This is a genomic window from Caulobacter sp., assembly GCF_049283275.1.
Classification (GTDB): domain Bacteria; phylum Pseudomonadota; class Alphaproteobacteria; order Caulobacterales; family Caulobacteraceae; genus Caulobacter.
In genome coordinates this window covers 1-24003 of the sequence record NZ_JBAPVS010000360.1, presented here as the reverse complement: position 1 = coordinate 24003, position 24003 = coordinate 1, and the positions used below count along the sequence as shown (strand labels likewise).

The 24003-nt window shown below is 67.3% G+C and carries 28 protein-coding genes; 13 read left to right on the top strand and 15 right to left on the bottom strand.

The annotated features are described in order from the left end of the window. Positions 1 to 249: 249 nt before the first annotated feature. From WAL33_RS20530 to WAL33_RS20520, 3 genes are all read right to left on the bottom strand, one after another. Positions 250 to 600, bottom strand: a complete 351-nt coding sequence (locus tag WAL33_RS20530; protein WP_422183763.1) for a hypothetical protein — start codon at positions 598 to 600, stop codon at positions 250 to 252. Continuing rightward, on the bottom strand, positions 597 to 812 hold the full coding sequence (locus tag WAL33_RS20525; protein ID WP_422183761.1) for a hypothetical protein: 216 nt from the start codon (positions 810 to 812) through the stop codon (positions 597 to 599). Before WAL33_RS20525 ends, WAL33_RS20530 begins: the two co-directional genes overlap by 4 nt. Positions 813 to 919: 107 nt before the next feature. After that, positions 920 to 1552, bottom strand: a complete 633-nt coding sequence (locus tag WAL33_RS20520; protein WP_422183760.1) for a glutathione S-transferase family protein — start codon at positions 1550 to 1552, stop codon at positions 920 to 922. A 105-nt stretch (positions 1553 to 1657) separates the two neighbouring features. Here WAL33_RS20520 and WAL33_RS20515 point away from each other — a divergent pair, with 105 nt between their 5' ends. Further along, the gene (locus WAL33_RS20515; protein ID WP_422183759.1) at positions 1658 to 3367 is read left to right on the top strand and encodes an acyl-CoA dehydrogenase family protein; all 1710 of its coding nucleotides are present in this window, start codon (positions 1658 to 1660) and stop codon (positions 3365 to 3367) included. A 54-nt stretch (positions 3368 to 3421) separates the two neighbouring features. Here WAL33_RS20515 and WAL33_RS20510 read toward each other — a convergent pair whose 3' ends face one another. Next, positions 3422 to 3844, bottom strand: a complete 423-nt coding sequence (locus WAL33_RS20510; protein WP_422183758.1) for an RrF2 family transcriptional regulator — start codon at positions 3842 to 3844, stop codon at positions 3422 to 3424. A 97-nt stretch (positions 3845 to 3941) separates the two neighbouring features. Between WAL33_RS20510 and WAL33_RS20505 the strand changes: the two genes are divergently transcribed. The 3 genes from WAL33_RS20505 (at position 3942) to WAL33_RS20495 (ending at position 6253) form a co-directional block, all read left to right on the top strand. Next, positions 3942 to 4865, top strand: coding sequence for an NAD(P)/FAD-dependent oxidoreductase (locus WAL33_RS20505; protein WP_422183756.1), 924 nt, complete (start codon positions 3942 to 3944; stop codon positions 4863 to 4865). Next, positions 4862 to 5530: a class I SAM-dependent methyltransferase gene (locus tag WAL33_RS20500; protein WP_422183754.1), complete on the top strand. Its 669-nt coding sequence runs from the start codon at positions 4862 to 4864 to the stop codon at positions 5528 to 5530. Before WAL33_RS20505 ends, WAL33_RS20500 begins: the two co-directional genes overlap by 4 nt. A 378-nt stretch (positions 5531 to 5908) precedes the next feature. Beyond that, complete coding sequence (locus WAL33_RS20495; protein ID WP_422183753.1) at positions 5909 to 6253, top strand: hypothetical protein; 345 nt, start codon at positions 5909 to 5911, stop codon at positions 6251 to 6253. 7 nt (positions 6254 to 6260) lie between these two features. On the opposite strand, the gene WAL33_RS20490 is transcribed toward WAL33_RS20495, so the two are convergent. From WAL33_RS20490 to WAL33_RS20465, 6 genes are read right to left on the bottom strand one after another with little or no spacing between them, the layout of a single operon-like run. Then, complete coding sequence (locus tag WAL33_RS20490; RefSeq protein ID WP_422183751.1) at positions 6261 to 7394, bottom strand: hypothetical protein; 1134 nt, start codon at positions 7392 to 7394, stop codon at positions 6261 to 6263. Positions 7395 to 7434: 40 nt separating this feature from the next. After that, complete coding sequence (locus WAL33_RS20485) at positions 7435 to 7935, bottom strand: type II CAAX prenyl endopeptidase Rce1 family protein (protein ID WP_422183749.1); 501 nt, start codon at positions 7933 to 7935, stop codon at positions 7435 to 7437. 8 nt (positions 7936 to 7943) lie between these two features. Beyond that, positions 7944 to 8360, bottom strand: a complete 417-nt coding sequence (gene arsC / locus WAL33_RS20480) for an arsenate reductase (glutaredoxin) (protein ID WP_422183747.1) — start codon at positions 8358 to 8360, stop codon at positions 7944 to 7946. After that, positions 8347 to 9441, bottom strand: a complete 1095-nt coding sequence (gene arsB, locus WAL33_RS20475; protein WP_422183745.1) for an ACR3 family arsenite efflux transporter — start codon at positions 9439 to 9441, stop codon at positions 8347 to 8349. Before arsB ends, arsC begins: the two co-directional genes overlap by 14 nt. A gap of 23 nt (positions 9442 to 9464) precedes the next feature. Beyond that, positions 9465 to 10004 carry an arsenate reductase ArsC gene (locus tag WAL33_RS20470; protein WP_422183743.1) on the bottom strand — a complete coding sequence of 180 codons (540 nt, stop codon included), beginning with the start codon at positions 10002 to 10004 and terminating at the stop codon, positions 9465 to 9467. Continuing rightward, positions 10001 to 10372 (bottom strand): ArsR/SmtB family transcription factor, encoded by a 372-nt coding sequence (locus WAL33_RS20465; RefSeq protein ID WP_422183741.1) that lies wholly within the window; start codon positions 10370 to 10372, stop codon positions 10001 to 10003. Before WAL33_RS20465 ends, WAL33_RS20470 begins: the two co-directional genes overlap by 4 nt. Positions 10373 to 10426: 54 nt before the next feature. Here WAL33_RS20465 and arsH point away from each other — a divergent pair, with 54 nt between their 5' ends. The 3 genes from arsH to WAL33_RS20450 all read left to right on the top strand — a co-directional run bounded on the left by arsH (position 10427) and on the right by WAL33_RS20450 (position 13164). Further along, complete coding sequence (gene arsH, locus WAL33_RS20460) at positions 10427 to 11164, top strand: arsenical resistance protein ArsH (RefSeq protein WP_422183739.1); 738 nt, start codon at positions 10427 to 10429, stop codon at positions 11162 to 11164. A gap of 237 nt (positions 11165 to 11401) precedes the next feature. After that, positions 11402 to 12694, top strand: a complete 1293-nt coding sequence (locus tag WAL33_RS20455; RefSeq protein WP_422183738.1) for an SDR family oxidoreductase — start codon at positions 11402 to 11404, stop codon at positions 12692 to 12694. Further along, entirely contained in the window at positions 12694 to 13164 is a 471-nt protein-coding gene (locus tag WAL33_RS20450; RefSeq protein ID WP_422183736.1) for a DUF2269 family protein, read from the top strand. The genes WAL33_RS20455 and WAL33_RS20450 overlap by 1 nt, the downstream gene beginning before the upstream one ends. A 115-nt stretch (positions 13165 to 13279) precedes the next feature. Here the strand turns inward: WAL33_RS20450 and WAL33_RS20445 are convergent, their stop codons facing one another. The 3 genes from WAL33_RS20445 to WAL33_RS20435 all read right to left on the bottom strand — a co-directional run bounded on the left by WAL33_RS20445 (position 13280) and on the right by WAL33_RS20435 (position 18798). Further along, positions 13280 to 14815 (bottom strand): response regulator, encoded by a 1536-nt coding sequence (locus tag WAL33_RS20445; RefSeq protein WP_422183734.1) that lies wholly within the window; start codon positions 14813 to 14815, stop codon positions 13280 to 13282. A 238-nt stretch (positions 14816 to 15053) separates the two neighbouring features. Then, positions 15054 to 17852 carry a TonB-dependent receptor gene (locus WAL33_RS20440; RefSeq protein WP_422183733.1) on the bottom strand — a complete coding sequence of 933 codons (2799 nt, stop codon included), beginning with the start codon at positions 17850 to 17852 and terminating at the stop codon, positions 15054 to 15056. Positions 17853 to 18306: 454 nt separating this feature from the next. Then, positions 18307 to 18798: a nuclear transport factor 2 family protein gene (locus tag WAL33_RS20435; protein WP_422183731.1), complete on the bottom strand. Its 492-nt coding sequence runs from the start codon at positions 18796 to 18798 to the stop codon at positions 18307 to 18309. 109 nt (positions 18799 to 18907) lie between these two features. Between WAL33_RS20435 and queC the strand changes: the two genes are divergently transcribed. From queC to WAL33_RS20410, 5 genes are all read left to right on the top strand, one after another. After that, positions 18908 to 19660 (top strand): 7-cyano-7-deazaguanine synthase QueC, encoded by a 753-nt coding sequence (queC, locus tag WAL33_RS20430; protein WP_422183729.1) that lies wholly within the window; start codon positions 18908 to 18910, stop codon positions 19658 to 19660. Between the two features lie 117 nt (positions 19661 to 19777). Beyond that, positions 19778 to 20410, top strand: coding sequence for a 7-carboxy-7-deazaguanine synthase (gene queE, locus WAL33_RS20425; RefSeq protein WP_422183728.1), 633 nt, complete (start codon positions 19778 to 19780; stop codon positions 20408 to 20410). Positions 20411 to 20484: 74 nt separating this feature from the next. Further along, the gene (locus WAL33_RS20420) at positions 20485 to 20850 is read left to right on the top strand and encodes a 6-pyruvoyl trahydropterin synthase family protein (protein ID WP_422183727.1); all 366 of its coding nucleotides are present in this window, start codon (positions 20485 to 20487) and stop codon (positions 20848 to 20850) included. 97 nt (positions 20851 to 20947) lie between these two features. Next, the gene (locus WAL33_RS20415; protein WP_422183725.1) at positions 20948 to 21592 is read left to right on the top strand and encodes a PAS domain-containing protein; all 645 of its coding nucleotides are present in this window, start codon (positions 20948 to 20950) and stop codon (positions 21590 to 21592) included. Between the two features lie 69 nt (positions 21593 to 21661). After that, on the top strand, positions 21662 to 22030 hold the full coding sequence (locus tag WAL33_RS20410; protein ID WP_422183723.1) for a YciI family protein: 369 nt from the start codon (positions 21662 to 21664) through the stop codon (positions 22028 to 22030). A gap of 143 nt (positions 22031 to 22173) precedes the next feature. On the opposite strand, the gene WAL33_RS20405 is transcribed toward WAL33_RS20410, so the two are convergent. Then, entirely contained in the window at positions 22174 to 22680 is a 507-nt protein-coding gene (locus tag WAL33_RS20405) for a response regulator (RefSeq protein WP_422183721.1), read from the bottom strand. 311 nt (positions 22681 to 22991) lie between these two features. Here WAL33_RS20405 and WAL33_RS20400 point away from each other — a divergent pair, with 311 nt between their 5' ends. After that, positions 22992 to 23204, top strand: coding sequence for a hypothetical protein (locus tag WAL33_RS20400; RefSeq protein WP_422183719.1), 213 nt, complete (start codon positions 22992 to 22994; stop codon positions 23202 to 23204). Positions 23205 to 23411: 207 nt separating this feature from the next. Here the strand turns inward: WAL33_RS20400 and WAL33_RS20395 are convergent. Beyond that, a partial coding sequence (locus WAL33_RS20395) for a chorismate synthase (protein ID WP_422183718.1) occupies positions 23412 to 24003 on the bottom strand: 592 nt, incomplete at its 5' end.

Sequence of the window (24003 nt, the reverse complement as noted above, 5' to 3'; positions counted from 1 at the left end):
CCCTGAGGCGGGTCGGCCGGCGCGGGGGCCGGATTCGGCGTGGCGGGGTTCGGCGTCGTGGCGGAAATCTGCACGGGAAGCTCCAGGACCGCGCCGAAAAAGGATTCCGGCATCGCCAGGCTACCCGTCGAAGCTAAACCAGAGGTTACGCTCAGTGTCAGGGTGTTGTCGTATCGGCGGCGCGGGACCGCCAACGAAAACGCCCCCTCCGTAGGGAGAGGGCGCTGATCGTTCGATGTTCGGAAGAGCCTAGTTGGCCGTTCCGACCGGCGCGGCGGCCGCGACCGGAGCCGCCGGCGTGGCGACCGGTGTGACCGGGCCGGCCAGGTTCACCATGGCGTCGGAGTCGGTGAAGATGGTCATCTTCTGACCCGGTTTGATCTCGACGTCCTTGCCGTGCTTGATCAGGCCCAGCGGGCCGAACAACACGGTCAGGGTGATGGTGGTGCCGTAGCGGGCGTCGCCCTCGGCGCCCTTCTGGCCGCGCAGTTTGATCTTGGTGTCGCCGGCCTTCAGGTAGTCGAAGCGGACGTTCAGCTCGCCCGGCTTGCCCATCATGCCCTTCTTCTTGGCGTGGGTGACTTCGCCCGCGCCCTTCAAGCCGGCGGGCAGCTTGCGCCATCGGCCAGGACGACGTCGTCGACCAGGCTGATCGAGAAGCGATCGCCTTCCTTGTTGGTCTCGGACGACAGCTTGTCCTCGACGCTGATCACCACCTCGGTGCCTTCCGGCACCTTGACGGTCTGGGCGTGAGCGACCGAACCGGCCATGACGAACAGCGCCGCGACAGCGGTTTTGTACAGATTTTTCAAGGTATTTCCCCCGCAGGCCCCATCCCGCACCGCCTACTAAGCCGATATCGTCAAGCTTGGGAAGCGTGCGACAGTGCGCGGCTGTGCGTAACCCTGGCGTGAGGGGGCTAGTCGTCGCGTCCCAACCCGTACGGCCCGCTTTTCTCCAGCGCCGCCTTCCAGGCCGGCCGGGCGTGCATGCGGCCGATCCAGGCTTCGAGGTTCGGATAGTCGCCCAGCTTGCCGTGCGCCTTGGCGACCTCGGCCACGAAGCTCATCTGGATGTCGGCGCCGGTCAGGCTGTCGCCGACGAAGAACTGGCGGCCAGCCAGCGCGCCCTCGACATAGCCCAGGTGGTTGGCCATCTCGCTCTCGATGCGCGGGTGCAGCGGCGCGCCCGCCGCGCCCAGCCGGCCGACATACATCCGCAGCAGCATCGGCAGCATGGCCGAGCCCTCGGCATAGTGCAGCCACTGCTGGTAGGCGTCATAGTCGGCGCCGGCCGGGTCAGGGGCCAGCCGGCCGCCGGCGTGGCGGCGGATGACATAGTCGGTGATCGCCCCGCTCTCGATGATCGTCGCGTCGCCGTCGGTCAGCACCGGCGACTTGCCCAGCGGATGGACGGCGATCAGCTCCGGCGGCGCCAGGCGGGTCTGGGCGTCGCGCGCGTAGAACTTGATCTCGTAGGGCAGGCCCAGCTCCTCCAGCAGCCACAGGATGCGCTGCGAGCGCGACTCGTTGAGGTGGTGGACGACGAGCATGTTTCTTCCCCTTCAGGGCCATTTATGTTGCACTGCGGCATTGCTCGCAGGTGCGAAAAGCTCCAGAGTGAAAGAAAACAACTGTTCGGCGCACGGGAGCAAGCCATGACCGCACCAACGCTTAAGGGCGGGGTCGCTCAGGAAACCACGGAATCCCTGATCCTGCCGGGGCTGACCGGTCTGCTGCGCGAGGCCGCCGGCGCGGCCCAGCTGTTCGTGGCCGAGGCCAAGCCCGCCGTGAAGGCCGCCATCACCGGCGCCGGCGGCAAGATCGACCGCGCCCTGGCCGACGAACATCAGCATCAGGTGCACGGCTACGGCTGGTACGCCGCCTATGCCGAGCTGCTGAACCAGGTCGCCGGCTGGGCCGAGCGGCTGGAGGCCGAGGGCCGGTTCGGCGAGATCGAGGCCCTGCTGGCCCAGCTGTTGTTCTCCGAATACTGCGCCCAGCTGGTCGGCGGCGTGCCGATGAACCAGGGCGAGATCGTCCGCCCGGCCCACCTGATCACCGACCGCTCGGTGCTGAACCGTCTCTATTCCAACGGCCTGATGAAGCTGATGGTCGAGGGCGGCACGCAGGCGGTGAAGACCCGCATCGCCCGGCGCCTGGCCGAGGCGCGCGGCCGCCCGACGCTCGAGCACACCGGTCTGGACGAGACCTTCGAGATGATCCGCGACCAGTTCCACGCCTTCGCCGAGGAAAAGGTCACCCCCTTCGCCCACGAATGGCACCTGAAGGACCAGCTGATCCCGATCGAACTGGTCGAGGAGCTGGGCGCCCTGGGCGTGTTCGGCCTGACCATCCCCGAGGAATACGGCGGCAGCGGCATGGGCAAGACCGCCATGTGCGTGGTCTCCGAAGAGCTGTCGCGGGCCTGGATCGGCGTCGGCTCGCTGGCCACCCGCTCGGAGATCGCCGGCGAGCTGATCCTGACCGGCGGCACCGAGGACCAGAAGCAATATTGGCTGCCCAAGATTTCGGACGCCTCGATCCTGCCGACCGCCGTCTTCACCGAGCCCAACACCGGCTCGGACCTCGGCGCCCTTCGCACCCGCGCCGAGCTCACAGGCGACCAGTATGTCGTGACCGGGAACAAGACCTGGATCACCCACGCCGCCCGCGCCGACGTCATGACCCTGCTGGTCCGCACCGACCCGGCCACCACCGACTATCGCGGCCTGTCGATGCTGCTGGCCCCCAAGCCGCGCGGCGTCGAGGGGAACGACTTCCCGGCCCAGGGCATGAGCGGCGGCGAGATCGGGGTGATCGGCTATCGCGGCATGAAGGAATACGAGCTGGGCTTCGACGGCTTCACCGTGCCGGCCGAGAACCTGCTGGGCGGGGCGCCCGGCCAGGGCTTCAAGCAACTGATGGCCACCTTCGAGAGCGCCCGCATCCAGACCGCCGCCCGCGCCGTCGGCGTGGCGCAGGCGGCGCTGGAGACCGGTCTCGGCTACGCCCTGGACCGCAAGCAGTTCGGCCAGGCGATCTTCGAGTTCCCGCGCGTCCACAACAAGCTGGCCATGATGGCCGCCGAGATCATGGGCGTGCGCCAGCTGACCTATTTCGCCGCCCATCAGAAGGACGAGGGCAAGCGCTGCGACCTGGAGGCCGGCATGGCCAAGCTGATCGCCGCCCGCGTGGCCTGGGCCGCCGCCGACAACGCCCTGCAGATCCACGGCGGCAACGGCTTCGCCCTGGAATACGTCGCCAGCCGCCTGCTGGCCGACGCCCGCATCCTCAACATCTTCGAAGGCGCCGGCGAGATCCAGGCCCAGGTGATCGCCCGAAGGCTGCTGGAAGAGGGCAACTAGGGGGAAGGCGCCTCAGCGGACCTTTGGAGGGTCCGAGAGGGGTGCGCCGCCCATTCAGCTGGGAGGCAGGGCGATGTTGCGCGACAGGGCCCCAATCGTCACCTCGCCAAAGCGCGTGAGCAGACGGTGCTCGGCCTCCGCCATAGCGTCCTTCAGGGCTTCGTTGACGGCCTGTTCGATCAAGCACTTGGGATTGTCGTCGGCGAGGCCGATCGCCAGCACCTTGGGGCTGCCCAGCGCCTCGTGGATGTCGCGCAGGCTCACCGTGTCGAGCGGCCGCGCCAGCGCCCAACCGCCGCCGTGACCTTTGACGGAGGTCAGGTAACCCGCCGCCCGCAGGCCGCCCATGGTCCGTCGCACCACGACCGGGTTTGTGTCGAGCATTCTGCTGATGACCTCGGAGGTCACGGGCCCGCCGATACGATCCATGTGGATCAGCACGTGCAGCATTCGGGACAGGCGGGTGTCTGAAGGCATGGCGGATCCTAGAGCAAATCACTCGTAACAATATAAGTTGCATGTCGAGATTCGCCCTATATGTTTCACGCAACATTGAAAGTTGCGAGTGCGAGTCATGGATCGATACGATGTCGTTGTGGTCGGGGGCAGTTTCGCCGGCCTTTCCGCCGCGATGCAGCTGGCCCGCGCCCAGCGCAGCGTGCTGCTGGTGGACGCGGGGCGCCCCAGGAACCGCTTCGCGGCGGCCTCCCACGGCTTCCTGGGGCAAGACGGCGTCGCACCGGCGGGGATCATGCGCCAGGGGCTCGACCAACTGGCGCGGTACCCGACCGTCACGTTTCGCCATGCCGAGGCCCTGGCCGCCTCGGTCCATGACGACAGGTTCACCCTGGACCTGTCGGAGGGCGCGCGGGTCGAGGGCCGCAAGCTCATCCTGGCAACCGGGGTGCGGGACACGCTGCCGCTGCAGTCCATGATCGGCCGTTGGGGGGTGAGCGTTCTGCATTGCCCGTACTGCCACGGCTACGAGGTGCGGGGCCGTCGCCTGGCCGCTATCGCCAACGCCGCGGCCGCGGTCCACCAAGCGATGATCCTGCCCGATTGGGGTCCCACGACCTTCTATACGCAGGGGGTGTTCGAACCGACCGCTGAGGAAGCCGCGTTGCTCGGCGCGCGTGGCGTGGAGATCGAACGCACGCCGGTCGTCGAGCTTATCGGCGAGGGGTCTAGCATTCGCAGCCTGATCTTGGCCGACGGCCGCGAGGTCCCGGCCGAGGCGGTCTTCACCGCGCCGCGCACGCAAATGGCCAGCCCGCTGGCCGAGCAGCTGGGTTGCGTTTTCGCGGACGGCATGACCGGTCCCTACATCAAGGTCGATCCGATGCAGCAGACCAGCGTGCCGGGAGTGTTCGCCGCCGGCGACGCGGCGACCGAGATGTATAACGCCACGCTGGCGTCGGCCGCCGGCGTCATGGCCGGCGTGGCCGCCCACCGGGCCCTGGTCATGGAGGCGGCGCACCGCGGGCTGGACCGGCCATGAACGGCTTCGACGATGCGGCGGCTGTCGCGCGCTACGCCGAAAACCCGCCGCGCCTTGTGCCGGGCTTTGGCGACCTGCAGCGCATGACGCGGCTGCTGATGGCGGAAACCGCACCGGCGGATGGCCGCATCCTCGTGGTCGGCGCCGGCGGGGGGCTGGAGCTGCGGGCGTTCGCCGAGGCGCAGCCTGGCTGGCGTTTCGTCGGCATCGACCCCTCGGCGGAGATGCTGAAGCTGGCGACCCGCACGCTTGGGCCGTTCGCGGACCGGGCAGACCTGCACGAAGGTTACATCGCCTCAGCGCCGACAGGACCGTTCGATGCGGCCTGCTGCCTTCTGACCTTGCATTTCGTCCCGCTCGCGGACCGGCTGTCCACCCTGACGGAAATCCGACGCAGGCTGAAGCCGGGCGCGCAGTTCGTGGTCGCGCATCACAGCGCGCCGGACGGACCGGCGCGGGACCTGTGGTTCGACCGCTTCGGCGCGTTCGCTGCGGGCAATGGCGTGGCTTTTGACCCTATGACCGGAGGCGCGCGCGTTGTCGGCGACCGTTTGCCCATCCTGTCTCCGGAGGTGGAGGTCGATATTCTGCGCGCGGCCGGCTTCACCGATCCGCAGTTGTTCTATGCCGCGTTGACCTTTCGCGGGTGGGTTGCCCGCGCCTGAATCCCTCTTCCGCCGCAAAGCGGACCATTCACGCAGCCGTGCTGCGTCGCACAACGAAAAGGCCCGCGAACCGAGGGGTTCGCGGGCCTTTTCAGTGCAGCCGCTGGAAGGGCTGTTCAGGCGTCTCAGGCGGCGGCGGTGCGCTGCGCCTTGATGGCCGAGAGGGTCAGAACGATCAGGCTGAGCATTGTCTTCATCCAAAATAGGCGGGACATCAAATCGTCCCCATTGGTTTCAATATGGATGACAACGTTGTCATTTTCAAGGGTCTTTGCTGCGGTGCAGCGTCGCAGGTCGCCGGGCGATCCGGGCCTTTACCGGCGGATGGGTTTGGAGGACCCTTGGCGCTCGCCGTCGGTTCCCCATCTTGGAGGCGTCATGCCCGCCGTCCGCCTCTCCGCCCTCGCCCTGACCGCCGCCCTCGCTTTAGGGGGCGTGGCTTCGGCCGAGGCCGTTCGGCCCTCGCCCAGGCTGTCCCTGGCCCCGACCAAGCCCCTGGACCTGACCGCGCCCGGCCTGCCCGTGCTGTATTCACGCGCCCCGACGCCGCTGCCGCCCGGCGTGGCGCGGACCTCGGTCGAGGGCAAGGCCGGCGACGCCATGCTGGGCGCGGGCCTGCTGTGCGGCCTCAAACCCAACGCCGACGACAGCAGCGCGGGCCGCGCGCGCGGCTACGACCCCGACGGCAAGTTCGTGGGGGCGAAGGTAGGGTTCAGGTTCTGATGAACAGCTAGCTCGCCGGCATTGGAGAGGGCGGCGGTACGTGGCTGACCTCACCCGAGCCGCAGGTCCAAGTGCGCACACCCCAGACATAGCGTAGGCCGCGCAGGCCCTCGTGGACGACGCCGGTCATGCACAGGCGGCCCTCGACAGCTAGCTTGCCCTCGGCGGGGGACAGCGATAGTCCAAGTGGCACGCCCTCAACCGTGGCGTCCAATAGATAGCCCTTGCTGTACTGGCGATCGGGATCAGGCCACAGGCCGGTCGGGACAGCCGGAACCAGGGTCTCGCTGCGAACGTGGAGGCGGTTGATATTGATCACCAGCAGGGTCTGGCTGAGCGGCAGCAGGATCAGGATCCCCACCACCAGCAGGGCCAGGGTCTTGTGCGAGGTCGCCCGGCGCCCGCCGAACACCGCGTAGGGACCAACCGCGACCGCGACCAACAGGCCCATGCCCGGCCAGTCGATTTCAGCGAAGGTCTCCAGTTGCCGGTGCCAGGCCCGATCGCTGCTGAAGTGCCAGGTGACGAACACAAGCGCCGCTACGGCAAAGAACCAGGCCAGGCTGAGCCCACGCCGGTTCAGCCAGCCGCCGACCGCCTTGAAATCGGACGGCGCGGCGGGCCAAAGGTCAGAGAGGCCCTCCAGGCGAAGGGCCACATCCGATAGGGCAGCGCCGCCGTCGTCGTTGGGGCTCGGCGGCTTGTCCAGATAAATCTTGAAGCCGTCGACCGTGACGTCGATTCTGAGAACCTTCAGATCGAACAGGGCCAGGACCACCCGCCGGAGTTCGGGCCGATCCCCCAGGGCGCGCCCCAGGCCCGCATGATCGGTGGCTAGATAAATCCGACGGTCGAAGGCCACGTCGCCGGTCTGGGGTTCGACGGCATAGCCGATCCGCTTGGCGAACTGGTCGAACCCGCCCTCGCGCAACAGGCAGGCAGGCGTCTTGCCGCGCCGGGTCAGGGTCACGACATGGCCACCGCGGGTGTACCAATTGCCCTTCCACAGATTCATCCGCGCGCCGGCATAGGACAGCTCCCAGCCGCCGGGCGCGGTGGCGATCCAGTCGTGGTCGCCCTGGTCTTCCCAATCCAGCACTCGGGTGTCGCGGGCGGGGGAGGCGGTGTCTGGGAAACTCATGGCCGAAGCTTAGCCATGGGGGAGGCCGGTCTCGCAACCCCTACAACCGCACCCCGCCCAGCCAGGTCTGCCACACCACCACGAAGCCGCCGTGCAGGATCACCGCCGGCCACAGCGAGCCCGTTCGCCAGCGCATCAGGGCGCAGGCCAGGCCCAGGATCGCGGTGCAGACTAGGAAGTCCGGGCGCAGGAACATCGCGCCCTGGGGCAGGAAGGTCAGGGCCTCGAAGGGATGCCAGGCGACATAGAGCGCCGTCGAGATCGCGATGGCCGGCCACGGCCGCGCGGTCTCGTCACGGCCGGGGACCAGCAGGCCGCGAAACGGGATCTCCTCGCCCAGGGCGGGCACGACCAGCACGACCAGCAGCCGCAGCGGCAGGCCGGGCGCGGTCGGGGTCATCGCGTAGAGCCCGGTCGAAAAGCCGATGACGGCCATCAGGCTTGCGGCGACCGCCGCGACCAGGCCGCACAACGCCCAGCCGCGCGCGTCGGGCAGGGTGGTCAGGGATCGGCGCAGGCGCTGGAAGGGGACGGCGAGCATCCGCCATCCTACCCCAGCTTCACCACCTCGCCGTCCTCCTTGGTGAAGGCGGCGGGCTTGCGGTCCAGCAGGTCGAGGACGGCTTCGGAGGGCCGGCACAGCTTGACGCCCTTGGGGGTGACCACCAGCGGGCGGTTGACCAGGATCGGGTGGGCGGTCATGGCCTCTAGCAGCCGGTCCTCGCCCACGCCCTCGTCCAGCAGCCCCAGCTCGGCGGCCGGCGTGCCCTTCTCGCGCAGCAGGTCGCGCACGGTCAGCCCCGCCTCGCCGGCCAACTCACGCAGCTGCTCGGGCGTCCAGCCGGCCTTGAGATATTCCACGACCGTCGGCGCATAGCCCGCCGCCTGGACCATCGCCACCACGTTGCGCGAGGTGCCGCAGGCGGGGTTGTGGAAGATGACGATCGGGAAATCAGGGTCGCTCATGGGTCACCGTGGAGGGAAGGGAAGGCGGAGATTGGCGAGCGGCGGCGACCTTGCGAACGGCCAGGCCGCGCTCGTACCAGGGTTTGGAGGCGTTCACGATCGCCACGATCGACAGCATGACCGGCACCTCGATCAGCACGCCGACGACGGTGGCCAGGGCGGCGCCCGACTGGAAGCCGAAGATGCTGATCGCCGCGGCGACCGCCAGTTCGAAGAAGTTGCTGGCGCCGATCAGCGCCGACGGGCCCGCCACGCAATGGGCCTCGCCCGTCAGGCGGTTGAGCAGGTAGGCCAGGCCCGAGTTGAAATAGACCTGGATCAGGATGGGAACGGCCAGGATGGCGATGATCAGCGGCTGGCTCAGGATCTGATCGCCCTGGAATCCGAAGAGCAGCACGAGGGTCGCCAGCAGGGCGCCGATCGAGATCGGCTGAAGCACCGCCAGCAGGCGCGAGAGGGCCTCGGGCCCCTTGGCCAGCAGGACGCGGCGGATGACCTGCGCGGCCACGACCGGGACGATGATGTAGAGGCCCACCGACAGGACCAGGGTCGACCAGGGCACGGTGATCGCCGACAGGCCCAGCAGCAGGCCGACGATGGGCGCGAAGGCCACGACCATGATGGTGTCGTTCAGAGCCACCTGGCTCAGCGTGAAGTTCGGCTCGCCGTCGGTGAGGTTGCTCCAGACGAAGACCATCGCCGTGCAGGGCGCCGCGGCCAGCAGGATCAAGCCCGCCATGTAGCTGTCGATCTGCGCCGCCGGGAGATAGGCGCGAAAGACGTGGCCGATGAAGATCCAGCCCAGAAGCGCCATGCCGAACGGCTTGACGACCCAGTTGATGAACAGGGTCACGCCGATGCCGCGCCAGTGGTTCTTGACCTCGCCGAGCGCGGCGAAATCCACCTTGATCAGCATCGGGATGATCATCAGCCAGATCAGGCCGGCCATCGGCAGGTTGACCTGGGCGATCTCCAATGCGGCGATCCCATGAAAGACCGGCGCGAAGAAATGGCCCAGGGCGACGCCCACGACGATGCACAGTCCCACCCAGACGGTGAGGTAGCGTTCAAAGACGGACATGGAGAAACCTTGGTCGGGAAGCCCTAGGCGGCGGAGTCATCGGGAGCCTTGGACCGGCCGATCTCGTCGAGGCGGCGTTGCAGCGAAAGGCGGTCCAGCGAGGCCATCGGCAAGGCGCAGAACGCCGTGATGCGGCTGTTCAGCTGCCGGTAGGCCTCGGTGAAGGCCAGGGCGACCTCCGCCTCGGTTCCTTCGGTCGAGCCCGGATTGGGGATGCCCCAATGGGCGCTCATCGGCTGGCCCGGCCAGATGGGGCACACTTCGCCGGCGGCGTTGTCACAGACGGTGAACACGAAATCCAGCTCGGGAGCGTCCGGGTTGTTCAGCAGCGCGAACTCGTCCCAACCCTTGGAGCGCAGGTGGTCGGTCTTGTAGTTGAGATGCTGAAGAAGGCGGATCGCCCGCGGGTCCAGGACGCCGCTGGGCGAGGAGCCGGCCGAATAGGCCTTGAAGCGTCCCGCCCCGACCCGGTTCATGATGCATTCGGCCATCACCGAACGCGCCGAGTTGTGGGTGCAGAGAAACAGGACGTTGAGCGGGCGGTCCTTGGCGTCGTCGGTCATGCCGTCTCCAATGCGGTAAGGCAGGTTCCATCGCAGGCCGCGGCCTTGGCGACGATGTCGTTCAGCGGGGCGCAGATCGCCGGGTCGCCGTTGCAGCAGTCTTCCATCAGGAAACCCAGCAGGCCGCTCATCGCGCCGTAGTCGGCCGTGTAGACGATCGACCGGCCCTCGCGGCGCGAGGCGATCAGGCCCGCATGCGACAGCACGCTGAGATTGGCCGACAGGGTGTTGGGCAGGCTGTCCAGCCGCCGGGCGATCTCGCCCGCCGCCACGCCCTGGGGGCCGGCCTTGACCAGCAGACGGAAGATCGCCAGGCGGCCTTCATGTCCGAGGGCCGAGAGGCTGGCGGCGGCGCGTTTCGTTTCCATATTTCCAATATGATCGAAATATGAGACGGATCAATGACGAAGATGGAGTCGCGCATGACCGAGTTTCCCGCCTTGCAGCCCGAGTTCCTGGTCCCGGTCGATCGGGAACGGCTGGAGGTGTCGGCGCCCTCGACCCATCCGCCCCGGATCCTGCTGCTGTACGGCTCGCTGCGGGCCCGTTCGTTCAGCCGGCTGCTGGTCGAGGAGGCCGCCCGCATCCTCCAGCGCCTGGGCTGCGAGACCCGGATCTTCGACCCCCGCGACCTGCCGCTGCCTGACGCCACGGGGCCCGACCATCCCAAGGTCCAGGAACTGCGGGCCCTGTCGCAATGGTCGGAAGGCCAGGTCTGGTGCAGTCCCGAACGCCACGGCGCGATCAGCGGCGTGATCAAGGCGCAGATCGACTGGATCCCGCTGGAGATCGGCAGCGTCCGCCCGACCCAGGGCAAGACCCTGGCGGTGATGCAGGTCAGCGGCGGCTCGCAGTCGTTCAACGCGGTCAACACCCTGCGCCTGCTGGGCCGGTGGATGCGGATGATCACCATCCCCAACCAGTCGTCCGTGGCCATGGCCTACAAGGAGTTCGACGACCACGACCGCATGCGGCCGTCCAGCTATTACGAGCGGGTGGTCGACGTGATGGAAGAGCTGGTGAAGTTCACGCTTCTGACCCGCGACCGCGCCGACTACCTCGTCGACCGCTACAGCGAGCGCAAGGCCAGCGGCCGCATTCCCGAGCATGTCGAACTGGGCGCGGCGGCCATGAGCCACGAGGCCGAAACGACGGCCTGACGGAAGGCGACGGCCCCAGGGCAGGCCGCGTTGTTCCAGGTCGGATCGGCATTCAGACGTGCCCCCCTTATGGCCGTCATTCCCGCCCTAGAAAGACAGAGATGCACCGACGCGGGCAATGTCCACCGCTGGCGCGTGAAGCGGCCATGTCCGTCGACTGTTCGGGGTGGATCGCCGACGGGGGGGCGACCGATGGTGACGCTTCCCCCTTCATGGCTGAAACGCTAAGCGTCGTTGATGCGCATTGCCATTGTCGGGGCCTATGGGCTCATCGGTTCATATGTGTCCGCCCGATTGGCGGCTGACGGTCATGTGGTCGTCGGCGTCGGGCGCGACATCGACGCGGCTCGCCGCCGCTTCCCCGCCGTGGAGTGGAAGCGCGCCGATGTGGCCAAAGCCTCGATCGCGGATTGGACCGTCGTGCTCGCCGACACTGAGGCCGTGATCAACTGCGCCGGCGCCCTGCAGGACAGTCCTCGCGACGACCTTAAAGCCGTCCATGTCGAAGGGGTCCGTCGCCTGATCAAGGCTTGCGAAGGGGGCGGTGTCCGCCGTCTCGTGCATATCTCGGCGGCCGGGGTCGAGCCAGGACGGAGGACGGCCTTCAACGCCACAAAGCTGGAGGCCGAGACCCTTCTAGCTCGAAGCTCGCTAGATTGGATCATCCTGCGCCCCGGCCTCGTATTCGCCCCGACGGCCTATGGCGGCACGGCCTTGTTGCGCGGCCTGGCCGGGTTCCCCGGCGCCAGCCCCGTGGTCTTCGGCGACAGCCTGGTCCAGACGATCGGAGCCGAGGACCTAGCGGTCGCGGTCGCCCGCTGCCTGGCGCCGGACGCGCCGACGCGCGTCAGCCTAGATCTCGTCCACGGCGAGGCGCTGACCCTGATCGACCTTGTCGGCCGACTGCGCGGCTGGTTGGGACTGAGGCCCGTGCGGACGATCCGCCTGCCACTCGGTCTGGCCCGCGCGACCGCCACCGCTAGCGACGCCTTGGCCTGGCTGGGCTGGCGCAGCCCAATGCGCACCGCCGCATTGGAGCAACTGCGGATGGGCGTTCGCGGCCGGACGGAAGACGCTGCGCGCCTGAGATGCGCGCCGCGATCCTTCGACGCCCTGCTGGCCGCCGCCCCCTCGGGCGTTCAAGAGCGCTGGTTCGCCCGCGCCTATTTCGCTAAGCCCGCCATCCTGGCCTGCCTGTTCGCCTTCTGGCTGTTGTCAGGGTTGATCGGCCTGACGGTTGGATTGAAGGATGCCATCGCCGTGCTGACAGCCTCCGGGATGGACGCCGGGCTGGCGACCACAGCGGTGATCGGAGGTAGTCTGGTAGACATCGCCCTGGCCTTACTGTTGATCTGGCGACCGACCGCCGCTCGCGCCTTGCAGGGCATGCTGCTGGTCACGGTTGGCTATCTGCTTGGCGGCGCTCTGGTGCGCCCCGACCTGTGGTTCGATCCGATGGGGCCGCTGCTCAAGAGCATCCCCGCCGCTTTCCTGGCCCTGGCGGCGCTGGCCACGCTGGACGAACGCTGATGGACCTCTACGCCCTGCTGAAGATCGCGCACGTGGTTGGCGCGACGGTGCTGCTTGGCACGGGAGCCGGCATCGCCTTTTTCATGCTGATGGCTCATCGCACGCGCGACCCAATTCTGATCGCCCACACCGCTAGGATCGTGGTGCTGGCCGATACGGTGTTCACGGCCTCGGCGGTAATCCTGCAGCCCATCACCGGTGCGGCCCTGGCCCACCTAGCCGGCTATCCGCTGTTCTCGGGATGGATCGGACTGAGCCTAGTTCTCTATGTCGTCACCGGCCTATGCTGGCTGCCGGTTGTGTGGATCCAAATCCGCCTGCGGGACTTAGCACTTCAAGCCGCAGCCACAGGCGCGCCATTGCCTGAGCGCTATTTCCGCCTGTTCAAACTGTGGTTCGTATTGGGCTTCCCGGCCTTTGCTGCGGTCTTGGGCATAGTATGGCTGATGGTGGTTAAGCCCGCCTTTTAAGCCTGCAATGTGCGGCCTGCTGGAGGGTTTCCCGCCACAAGGTCGGGAATGACGGCTGGAAGGGATAGGTCGCGGACCGGTTGATCAGCCCGAAGCGCTGAATGTCGATACGCCCCTAGGCCGCGGCCTCGGCGTCGTCGTCGCTTTCGTCTTCGTCGTCGCCCAGCAGGGCCGACAGCACCACGGCCAGGCGCTCGGGCTTGATGGGCTTTTCGACCACGTCCTGCATGCCGGCGACGATGTAGGTGGCGATGTCCTTGGGGTCGGCGTTGGCCGTCAGGGCGACGATCGGCACGGCGCCGGCCCGGCCGGGCAGCTTGCGGATGGCGCCGGTGGCGGTGACGCCGTCCATGCGCGGCATCTTGATGTCCATCAGGATCAGGTCGAAGCGGCCCGACTTGGCGGCCTCGACGGCCTCGACGCCGTCGGCCACCTGTTCGGACGTGCAGTCGAACATCTCGCACAGGGCTTCGGCGACCATGCGGTTGGTGGCGTTGTCGTCGACGATCAGGATGTGGGCCGAGCGGGCGTCCAGCACCGGTTGGTCTTCGACAGGCATCGGCGGAACGGCCTCGGGGACGGTCACCGCGAACTGCACGGTCAGGCCGGCGCCCAGATTGGCCTCGGCCCGCAGCGGACCGCCCATGGCGCGGGTCAGGCCGTGGGCCAGGGCCATGCCGACACCCAGGGCCAGTTCGTTGCGATCGTCGATGCTGGCCGCGCCCAGCGGGTCGAACATCCGGGCCAGACGCAGGTCGGCCGAGCCGGGGGCGTTGTCGCGCACGCGGCCTTCCAGCATCAAGCCGTTGTCGACCTGGTGCACCTTGAGGCTGGCCTCGATCACCCCGCGCCCGGCGGCCAGGGCGCTTTCGATCAGGGCGTCGAACACCTGCAGCACGCGCTCGGCGTCGACCAGGGCGGCGGCTTCGGGTTCGCCGTCGTAGGAGAAGAGCAGGGTCGAGCCGCCCTCGGCGGCGCGGGGACCCCAGCGGGCCTCGACGGCGTCGCTGAGATCGCGCAGCAGGGCGGGGGCGGGCGCCAGGGCCAGGTCGCCGGTCGCCGCGCGGCGCAGGTCCATGGCCCGGCTCAGCACCTGGCTCATGTCGCGGCTGGTGTCGCCGATGGCGCGGACATAGGCGGCGGCGTCGGGCGTCAGCCGTGACTGCTCCAGCCGCTCGGTGAAGGCCAGGACGCCGTCCAGATGGTGGCCGATGTCGTGGGCCATGCGCTCGACCAGGGCCATGGCGTTGTCGGCCTCGCGCTGGCGGCGGCGATGCGAGGTGAGCAGCGAGCTCAGCCCGCCGACGCCGACATAGTCGCCGGCCTCGTCGACCGCGACATAGGCGCTGCGGAAGACGGGCGTGGCGCTTTGGGCGATGCGCTCGACGAAGTCCGCGGCGCGGACGCTGGCCTCGACCGTGCGCGGCTCGGGGTCCATCAGTTCGGAAATGGGGCTTTCGGCGCGATCGGGCGCGACGGCCATCTGGCCCAGGAACACGTCACGATAGACCAGGCCCAGCGGTTTGCCGTCCACGACCACGGCGAGCGCGCCAAGGTCGGACTGGGCGTGGAACATCAAGGCAACCTCCGCGCATGGGGTCGCGGGATCGATCGGAGCTCGGCGGTCAATCAGGCGGGCGAGCGTGTCCATGCGGCCGTTCGACGAGGCGTTTTGCGGGCCTCACCTTCGCCTGTCGGCGTTGCGGAGTCGTAAATGGCCGGGGTTTTTGAGGAATTTGCCGGCCGCGTCCCGGCCGATCGCCGCGCGACCACCACCCGTCCGGCGTGAGCCCGCCGGCGCCGCCGTGCTGGCGCTCCATCGGATGTCGAGAGGCGAAAAAGGGCGGCGGATCGCTCCGCCGCCCTCCGGTTCGCGCCAGGTGCGCTGTCTAGAACGACTTGGTCAGGCTGACGCCGTAGGTGCGCGGCTCCAGAGTGATCAGGTTCGTGAACAGGCCCGAGCTGTCGTCGGTGGTGTAGGCGTCGGTGATCGGCGTGTCGTCGCCCAGGTTCTTGACATAGGCGTCGATACGGAAGCCCCACTCCGGCTTCTCGACCTTCAGGGTGATGTTGGCGTTGTCCCACGACTTCAACTGGTCGTAGACGGTGTTGTAGACGCGAGCATACTGCTTGCTCTGGCGGTAGTAGTCGCCGCGCAGGGTGGCCGACCAGCCGCCGGAGAAGTCCCAGGTGTACTGGGCGCCGATCGAGGCGGTCCAGTGCGGCGAGTTGGGCAGCTCGTTGCCCGACAGGTCCGCCGAAGTGCCTTCGATCGAGTAACCCGGGCCGTAGTTGTAGAGGCCGGTGCCGAAGGCCAGGCCCTGAGCCTGGGCCAGGGACGCGCCGCGGCTTTGCAGGAAGGCCTGGTAGACGGCGGCCCCGCCGCAAGCGAAGGGGACGCTGGCGCCTTGGCCCAGGGCGATGAGGGTCGCCACCCCGGCGGTGGTCAGCACGCAGTTGGAGCCGACCGCGGCGGTCGGCAGGCCGGGGCCCGCCTTGACCACGGTGTACAGCGGATTGCCCTGGGTGCGGTCCATGGTGTCGATCGACGACACGCCCTTGGCGATCTCGGTGTGCAGGTAACCCAGGTTGGCGTTCAGGCGCAGGTTGTGAACCGGCGACCAGACCGATTCCAGCTCCAGGCCGTAGACCTTGGCGTTGATGTTCTCATTGACCGAGGTGCGGCTGACGATCTTGGAGATCTGGTAGCCCTGGTAGTCGTAGTAGAAGCCGGTGGCGTTCAGCATCACGCTGCCGCCGGCCAGGGTGTTCTTCGATCCCAGTTCGAAAGCGTTGACGAATTCCGGATCGAACTGCGGCTTGACGGCCGAGCCGACCGCCGCCGGCGGGTTCGAGCCGCCGCCCTTGTAGCCCTTGGAATAGAAGGCGTAGAGCAGGTTGTCGTCGCTGAGCTTGTAGTCGAAGCCGAAGCGGCCGGTCAGTTCGTCGAAGACCGACTTTTCCTGCGGGTTGGTGGTGCTCTGCTTGAGGCCGATGCCCGGCGACAGCAGGACGGTGTCATAGACGTCCAGGCGCTTGTCGTCGTGGGTCTGGCGCAGGCCCAGGGTGAACTTCAGCTTCTCGTTGGCCTGCCAGTACACTTCGCCGAACAGGGCGTGCGACTTCAGATGATAGGGCGAGCGGTTGTCATAGTAGTTATGGCCGCTGCCGTCCGGCGTGGCGTTGGTGTCGATGCCGATGCAGGTGGTCGGCAGGGTGACCGGGTTACAGGCCGGGTTGCCGGTGTTCTGGAAGTTCAGCGCCAGGGCCGAAATGGTCAGCGAGTTGCCGATCACGATGTAGTCGGTGGTCGTTTTGTAGTCGAACCAGATGCCGCCGATGTTGAAGTTCAGCGGGCCGTCGAAGTTCGACTGCAGGCGGATTTCCTGGCTGAACTGCTCGGATGTGCCCGAAGAGACGTCCAGGGTGGTGAACAGGTTGGTCCTGCCCACCTGCGGATCGGTGAAGAAGCCGCCCGGCGTAAGCGCGGTGCTGTTGAACGGAACCGTCGAGACGTTCCGGTTGTAGTCCAGCTTGGTGTAGACCTCGCCTTCGCTGTACGACGTCAAGGCCGTCAGGGTCAGCTCTGGGGTCAGATCGTATTGCAGGTTGAACTGGTAGATGTCCGAGCTGGACTGGTAGATCGGGTCGAACAGGGTCTCGATTTCACGCAGGTTGCGGCTGGTGGTGTCGCCGGTGTTGGCGTCGCCGCTGGTGAAGCCGAAGATGTTGCCCAGTTCACCGGTCAGGGTGCCCGAGGTGTTGACCGTGCCGTAGGCGCTGTCGCCGTACAGCGAGGCGGGCAGGCAGCCCTGGGTCAGGAAGGCGCGAGCCGCGCCCGTGGGCACGCCGCCCAGCGTGGCCGGACCGTTGTCCTTGGTGCAGAGCTGCTTGCCGACGCGGGCGCGGCTGTCGTCCTCCTTGAAGTGCTCCCACATGAAGTTGGTGCGCAGCGACTCGGTGGGATTGAACATCACCGAAAGGCGGGTCGAGTACAGGTCGCGGTCGTCGACCTTGTGGTTGTTGAAGGTGTTGGTGACGTAGCCGTCTCGATTGAGCCAGTTGCCCGCCAAGCGGACCGCCAGCTTGTCGCCCACGATCGGCAGATTGATCATGCCGCGCACCTTCTTGGTGCTGTAGTTGCCGATTTCGCCCGTGATCTCGGCCTCGAAGGTGTCGGTGGGCTTGGCGGTGATGATGTTCACCAGGCCGCCCGTGGCGTTGCGGCCGTACAGGGTGCCTTGCGGGCCGCGCAGCACTTCGACGCGCTCCACGTCGAAGAACTCGGCGTCGAACAGGTTGCCCGATTGCAGCGGGGCGTTGTTCTCGTGGACGCCGACGCCGCCGTCGGTCGAGACGCCGACGGCCTTGTTGCCGATGCCGCGGATCGCGAAGTTGAAGCTGTTGGTGAAGTTGCCCTTGGCGAAGGTGACGTTCGGAATGGCCTGCTGCAAGTTCGGGCCGCCGTCGATCTTCTGCGCTTGCAGGGTGTCCTGGCTGAAGGCCGACACCGCGATCGGCACGTCCTGCAGGGCCTCTTCCTTTTTCTGGGCGGTGACGACCAGTTCCTCGAGCACATTGCCGCCGCCTTGCTGGGCTTGAGCGAAGGCTGGGGTGGCGATGGAGGCCAGCACGGTCACGGACGCGCTCATGGCCAACAGGCTCCGCATACGCAGAGATTGCGACATTCTATTCCCTCCCTGAACGTCGCGGCTCCTTATGGCGGACCCTGCGAACGTCGTGTTGTTTCCTCGGCGCCGTACTTTTGAGCACTACGTGGGCGTACGGCCGATCCCCCGTAGACTAAGGCGATTGCATACTTGGCGTCTGCGACTGTCAACCGGCCAAAATATAAGTAATCATTGATAGGTTACACGATTTCACTTTACCCAAGGTCATGCTGACTTCGAGATCGGTAAGTTTTCATTAAAATTCGAAAAATAGGTCCGGCGCCTGACGCAGCGTCAGGCGTGGCTTTGGCCCGGTAAACCTTGACGCAGTTTGCCTCCGCGTTCGGTTCATAGTGTCTCATTCGCGCCGAAGGTACAGCCCAAATATCAACGTTCGAAACAATTGTTTTAGAGCTGGGGAGCCCGGGACACAGTCGGGTCGATTGGCTGGCCCCCCGTCGCTCGGGCGGGATCAGGGCCTGGCGGCGTCCCCGCCGACCACGGTCGCCTGTCGGGCCAGGAAGCGCCAGCGGCCGTACTCGAACAGGAAGACGTTGGTGAACCGCCGCTGCAGGGCGCCGTCGCCGCGCAGCTTGCCCAACTGGCTCGTCGCGGCGGGCGTGACCGACTCCCGACCCATGACGACGCCGACATTGCCGGTGATCTGCAGGCCCTCGATTACGCGTTCATAGCCCGTCCTGGCCATCTGCCCCTGACCCAGCATCTCGATTACCTGGGCCTTGCGCATCACCGCATTGGCGGGGCCGTTGAGGATGTAGTTGGGGTGCATGAACGCCTGCTGGGCGGCGACGTCGCCGGCCCCGACGATCCGCGACTGTTCGCGATCGGCGGCGCGAAGGCCCGCCTCGTCCAACCCGTCGGCGAACGCCGAGCCTGGCAGTCCCGAGCCGGAAAGCAGCGCCAGCGCCAACAGCGCGGCGCGGGTGGAGATCCAGTACGCCAAGGCTTCATCCTCCGGCTCGTGTGCCAGGAGGGTCGCAGAACGCGGCTCTTTCGGCAACGGCCTCGCCGCTGACCTCGCGCACGACCCAGGCTTGGTGTAGAGGGGCGAGATGTCCGCTTCCCCTTCCTCTCCGTCGGCGTCATCGCGCGCCGAGGCCGCCCTGGTGCTGTTCTCCGGCGGCCAGGACAGCAGCGTCTGTCTGGCCTGGGCCCTGGAGCGCTACGCCCGGGTCGAGACCGTCGGCTTCGACTATGGCCAGCGCCACGTGATCGAGATGCAAGCCCGCCAGGCCGTGCGCCGCCAGATGATCGAGCGCTTCCCGCACTGGGCGCAGCGCCTGGGCGAGGACCATGTGCTGGACCTGACCGGCTTCGGCGCCGTGGCCCAATCGGCCCTGACGGCCGACGTCGCGATCGAGATGACCGAGCGCGGCCTGCCGTCCACCTTCGTGCCCGGCCGCAACCTGGTGTTCCTGATCTACGCCGCCGCCCTGGCCGACCGCCGGGGCCTGGGAGCGCTGGTCGGCGGCATGTGCGAGACCGACTTCTCGGGCTATCCCGACTGCCGGCGCGATACGCTGGACGCCATGCAGCAGGCGCTGAACCTGGGCATGGACCGCGACTTCGTCATCGAGACCCCGCTGATGAAGCTGACCAAGGCCGAGACCTGGGCCCTGGCCAAGACCCTCGGCGGCGAGGCCTTGGTCGACCTGATCGTGGTCGAGAGCCACACCTGCTACCAGGGCGACCGCGGCGAACTGCACGCCTGGGGCCACGGCTGCGGCGCGTGCCCGGCCTGCGAGCTGAGGCAGCGCGGGTACGAGGAATGGGACGCGAGCGGGCGGGGCTTGCTCCGTGCGTGAAAACCTCGTCCTTCGACAAGCTCAGGATGAGGTTTTCATTTTGAGCGCCAGTGTTTTCCAACCGTTCAGTAGTCCTCATCCTGAGCTTGTCGAAGGACGAGGACGGGCCCGCTCGCGATGACCTATTCCGTCAAAGAGATCTTCCTCACCCTGCAGGGCGAAGGCGGCCAGGCGGGCAAGGCGGCGGTGTTCTGTCGGTTCGCCGGCTGCAACCTGTGGACCGGCCGCGAGCAGGACCGCGCCAAGGCGGTCTGCACCTTCTGCGACACCGACTTCGTCGGGACCGACGGCGAGGGCGGCGGCAAGTTCGCTACGGCCGACGCCCTGGCCGATGCGGTCGAGGCGGCCTGGACCGGCGGCCCGCGCGACCGCCTGGTGGTCTGCACCGGCGGCGAGCCGCTGCTGCAGCTGGACACGCCGGCCATCGACGCCCTGCACGCCCGCGGCTTCATGATCGCGGTCGAGAGCAACGGCACGGTCGCAGCGCCCTCGGGGATCGACTGGATCTGCGTCAGCCCCAAGGCCGACGCGCCGGTCGTCCAGACCACGGGCCAGGAATTGAAGCTGGTCTACCCGCAGGACAAGGCCCTGCCCGAGCGCTTCGCGGACCTGGATTTCGAGCGCTTCTACCTGCAGCCGATGGACGGTCCCGACCGCGAGCGGAACACGCAATTGGCCGTCGCCTATTGCCTTTCGCACCCACAATGGCGTTTAAGCGTCCAAACACACAAATATCTCGGCCTGCCCTGACGGATAAGGCGCTCGACTTGGTGACAGGGTCGAGCCGCTAGAGCCTCCCAGGCCTTGTCAAAAGAAGTACCCTGATGAAGCCCGTCTTCGAGATCACGAAGGCCGCGCATTTCGACGCGGCGCATTACATCGAGCAAGGTCCCGCCGACCATCGCTACCGCAAGCTGCACGGCCATTCGTTCAAGGTCGAGGCCAGCGTGCGCGGCGTCATGCAGGACGCCGGCTGGGTGGCCGACCTGGACAGCCTGGACGGTGCGCTGAAGGCGGTGGCGACCGAGCTGGACCACGGCCTGTTGAATGATCGCCCGGGGCTGGAAAGCCCGACCCTGGAGCGCATCTGCCTCTACTTCGCCGAACGCCTGACGCCCCAGTTCCCGGGCCTGTCGCGCGTGGTGGTCTCGCGGCCGACCATCGGCGAAAGCTGCGCGCTGACGCTCTAGGGATTCACCCCTCGGGCGCACACGGAAACAACCGGTATCCACCGCTCTCGCGACGTGATCTGCTGAAGCACGTCTTGCCGCGAAGGTGCGTCCCGCGATGGACAGCCGATCTGAAATTTCCGAGCGATACGCCGTCTCATGGGAGGGGATCGACGCGCTCAACGCTCATGTCGCCGTGCTCGATACGACGGGTCGCGTGATCGACGTGAACGCCAGCTGGCGACGGTTCGGTCGACAGAACGATGCGCGCTCCGACTATGTCGGCTCCAACTATCTCGAGGTCTGCCGCAAGGCCGCCGGCCAGGGCGATCGGGCGGCGGCGCGGATGGAGGAAGGGCTGCGCGCCCTGCTGAGCGGGCAAGCCGATCGTTTCCGCCTGGCCTACAACTGCGCGCAGCGGACTTTTCGGCTGCGGGCCAGGACGATCAGCCATCCCGTGGGCCGGGTCCTGATCGCCCACGAGGACGTGACCGCCCTGCTGGCCGCCCGGCGCGACCGAAACCGGGCCGACGCCGAGGCCGCGGCCGCGGGCCGCGAGCACGCCGCGAGGATCGCGGGCCTCCACGAGGAACTGGGGCAGAGTCTGGCGGCCATCTCCCTGGCCGTCCATGTCCTGGAACGGGCTGGGAGCGACAGCCCGGCCGTGGCCACTATCCGCGTGGCCGTCGAGGAGGCCAGGCGCGAGCTGCGGCAGCTGCGTGAGGCCGACCCAGCCAGCGCGAGACGCAGAGTGACGGAATAACGCCGGTCTTCCTTCTCGCCTGGTCCTGTCCTATCTCTGCCTCGCCGATGACGCCGGGGAAGGCCGCGAATGCTCTACATGCTGCTCTGCTACAACAACGAAGCCGAGGTCCTGGGCTGGACCCAGGAACAGGACGACGCCGTCATGGGCCGCCTGTCGGTCGTCCATGACCGGCTGATCGCCGAGGGCAAGATGGGCCCATCGGGCCGCCTGCAGGGCACCGCGGCCGCCAAGACCCTGGTCAAGACCGACAGCCCCTTCGTGATTGACGGCCCGTTCGCCGAGACCAAGGAGCAGTTCCTGGGCTTCTACGTGCTGGACGTCGCCGACATGGACGAGGCCCTGGGCGTCGCCCGCGAACTGACCGAGGCCAATCCCGGCGGGGCGTACGAGGTGCGGCCGATGCGGCTGTACCTGCCGGGCGCGATCGCGGGATAGCAGTTCCTCCCCCACAGGGGGAGGCGGCCAAAGGCCGGTGGGGGAGGGCTTGGTGCGGATCGAGCCGATCCATCCCCTTCCGTCGACTTCGCCGACACCTCCCCCACAGGGGGAGGCTTTAGTCGCCCCGGAAATAAGGAAGCTCAGTACTGCAGCTCCACCACGCCCGGATCGCCCTGTCGGCGCCAAGGGCCGGCGAAGGCCGGGTCCTCGCGGCGGCGGCGGTCGGGGCCGAAATAGCCGGCGCAGCGGATGAACGGGCGGGGGTGCTCGATGATCAGGTTGATGCGGTGGATCACCGCGCGCGCCGTCACCGGCTTGGCCAGGAACTCGTTGACCCCCGCGTCGCGGGCCTCGGCGACCCGGCGCATCGTGGAATGGCCGGTGATCATGATGACCGGGGTGAACGGGCCGGGACTGTCGGGCGAATTGCGCAGCAGGTTGACGAAGTCGATGCCGTCCAGCGGACTCATGGTCAGGTCGCTCATGACCAGGTCCATCTGGGTGTCGCGCATCAGCTGCAAGGCCTCGGCGCCGTCCATCGCCTCGAAGATCTGCCGTACGCCCAGAGATCGCAGGATCTCGGTCAGCAGCATGCGCATATGCTGGTTGTCGTCCACCAACAGAATCTTCAGCAGATCGAAGCTCACGCGCCCCCCGGCCTGTACAGGCGGCGGGCTTGCCCGTCGCTCAAGGGCCGAACGTTACGAGGCTGTAATAATCGGTCAATCGGGAATTCCCTTAGAACCTCAATAGCTTCCGCTCCAGGTCGGATTTCGACATTCGTCGTCGCTTCATGGGGTTCCCAAAAAGCCGCCCGCCGGGGTCCGACGAGAGTTTTTGACGCCGATATTCAGAATATTATTAACGCCGGCGGCGCTTAACTACCCTTTGCCACCGAGAAAAATAGGAACAAGTCGCAACGAACGAGAGTTCTTGCCATCGGAGGATTGTTGATCCGATGCTATCCCGCGACGAAATCATCAAGCGCGAAGCTTTGGAGCTTTGGCGCCAGACGCACGAGGAACCTCCGCCCGAGGTCAGCGGTGGGGAATTGCTTGAGATCATTTGCCGAGATCTTGACATGCAGGACTATGACCGCGTCCGCTCGCCGTTCCTCCGCCCCACCATGATCCTGCGCCCCGAGGAGTGGCCGGAGGCGCGGAAGGGCTAGCAAGCTCCAGCTATCAAAAATCTCTTCGTCATCCCGGGTCAGCGGCAAGCCCCCGGGATGCGTCCTCGTCCTTCGACAGGCTCGGGATGAGGACGAATTTTCGCGCCGTTCAGTAGAGATCCTCATCCTGAGCTTGTCGAAGGACGGGATCTCTTCCCGCCGTCGTTTCAGTCGCGTCGCGAGGCCCAGGACGACGAGCTTCTAAAATCAAACCCTGCCTTGGCCGCCCGGAACGAAGGCTCCGCCGCCCGTTTGCGCCCGGTGGCGCAGGAAGGCGTCGGCCAGCACGCAGGCGGTCATCGCCTCGACCACCGGCACGCCGCGGATGCCCACGCACGGATCGTGGCGGCCCTTGGTGCGCAGGTCGATCTGTTCCCCCGCCTCGTTGACGCTCTGGCGCGGCGTCAGGATCGAGGAGGTCGGCTTGAAGGCCACGCGCGCCACCACCGGCTGGCCGGTCGACAGGCCGCCCAGCACGCCGCCGGCGTGGTTGCTCAGGAACACCGGGCCGTCATTGCCCATCCGCATCTGATCGGCGTTGTCCTCACCCGACAGCGCGGCGCTGGCGAAGCCCTCGCCGATCTCCACGCCCTTGGCGGCGTTGATCGACATCAGGGCCGACGCCAGTTCGGCGTCCAGCTTGCCGTAGAGCGGCGCGCCCCAGCCGGCCGGGACGCCGGTGGCCTCGACCTCGACGACCGCGCCGGTCGAGGAGCCGGCCTTGCGGACCGTCTCCAGATGCTCTTCCCAGACCGGGATGATCGCCGCGTCGGGCGACCAGTAGGGGTTCTCGTTGATC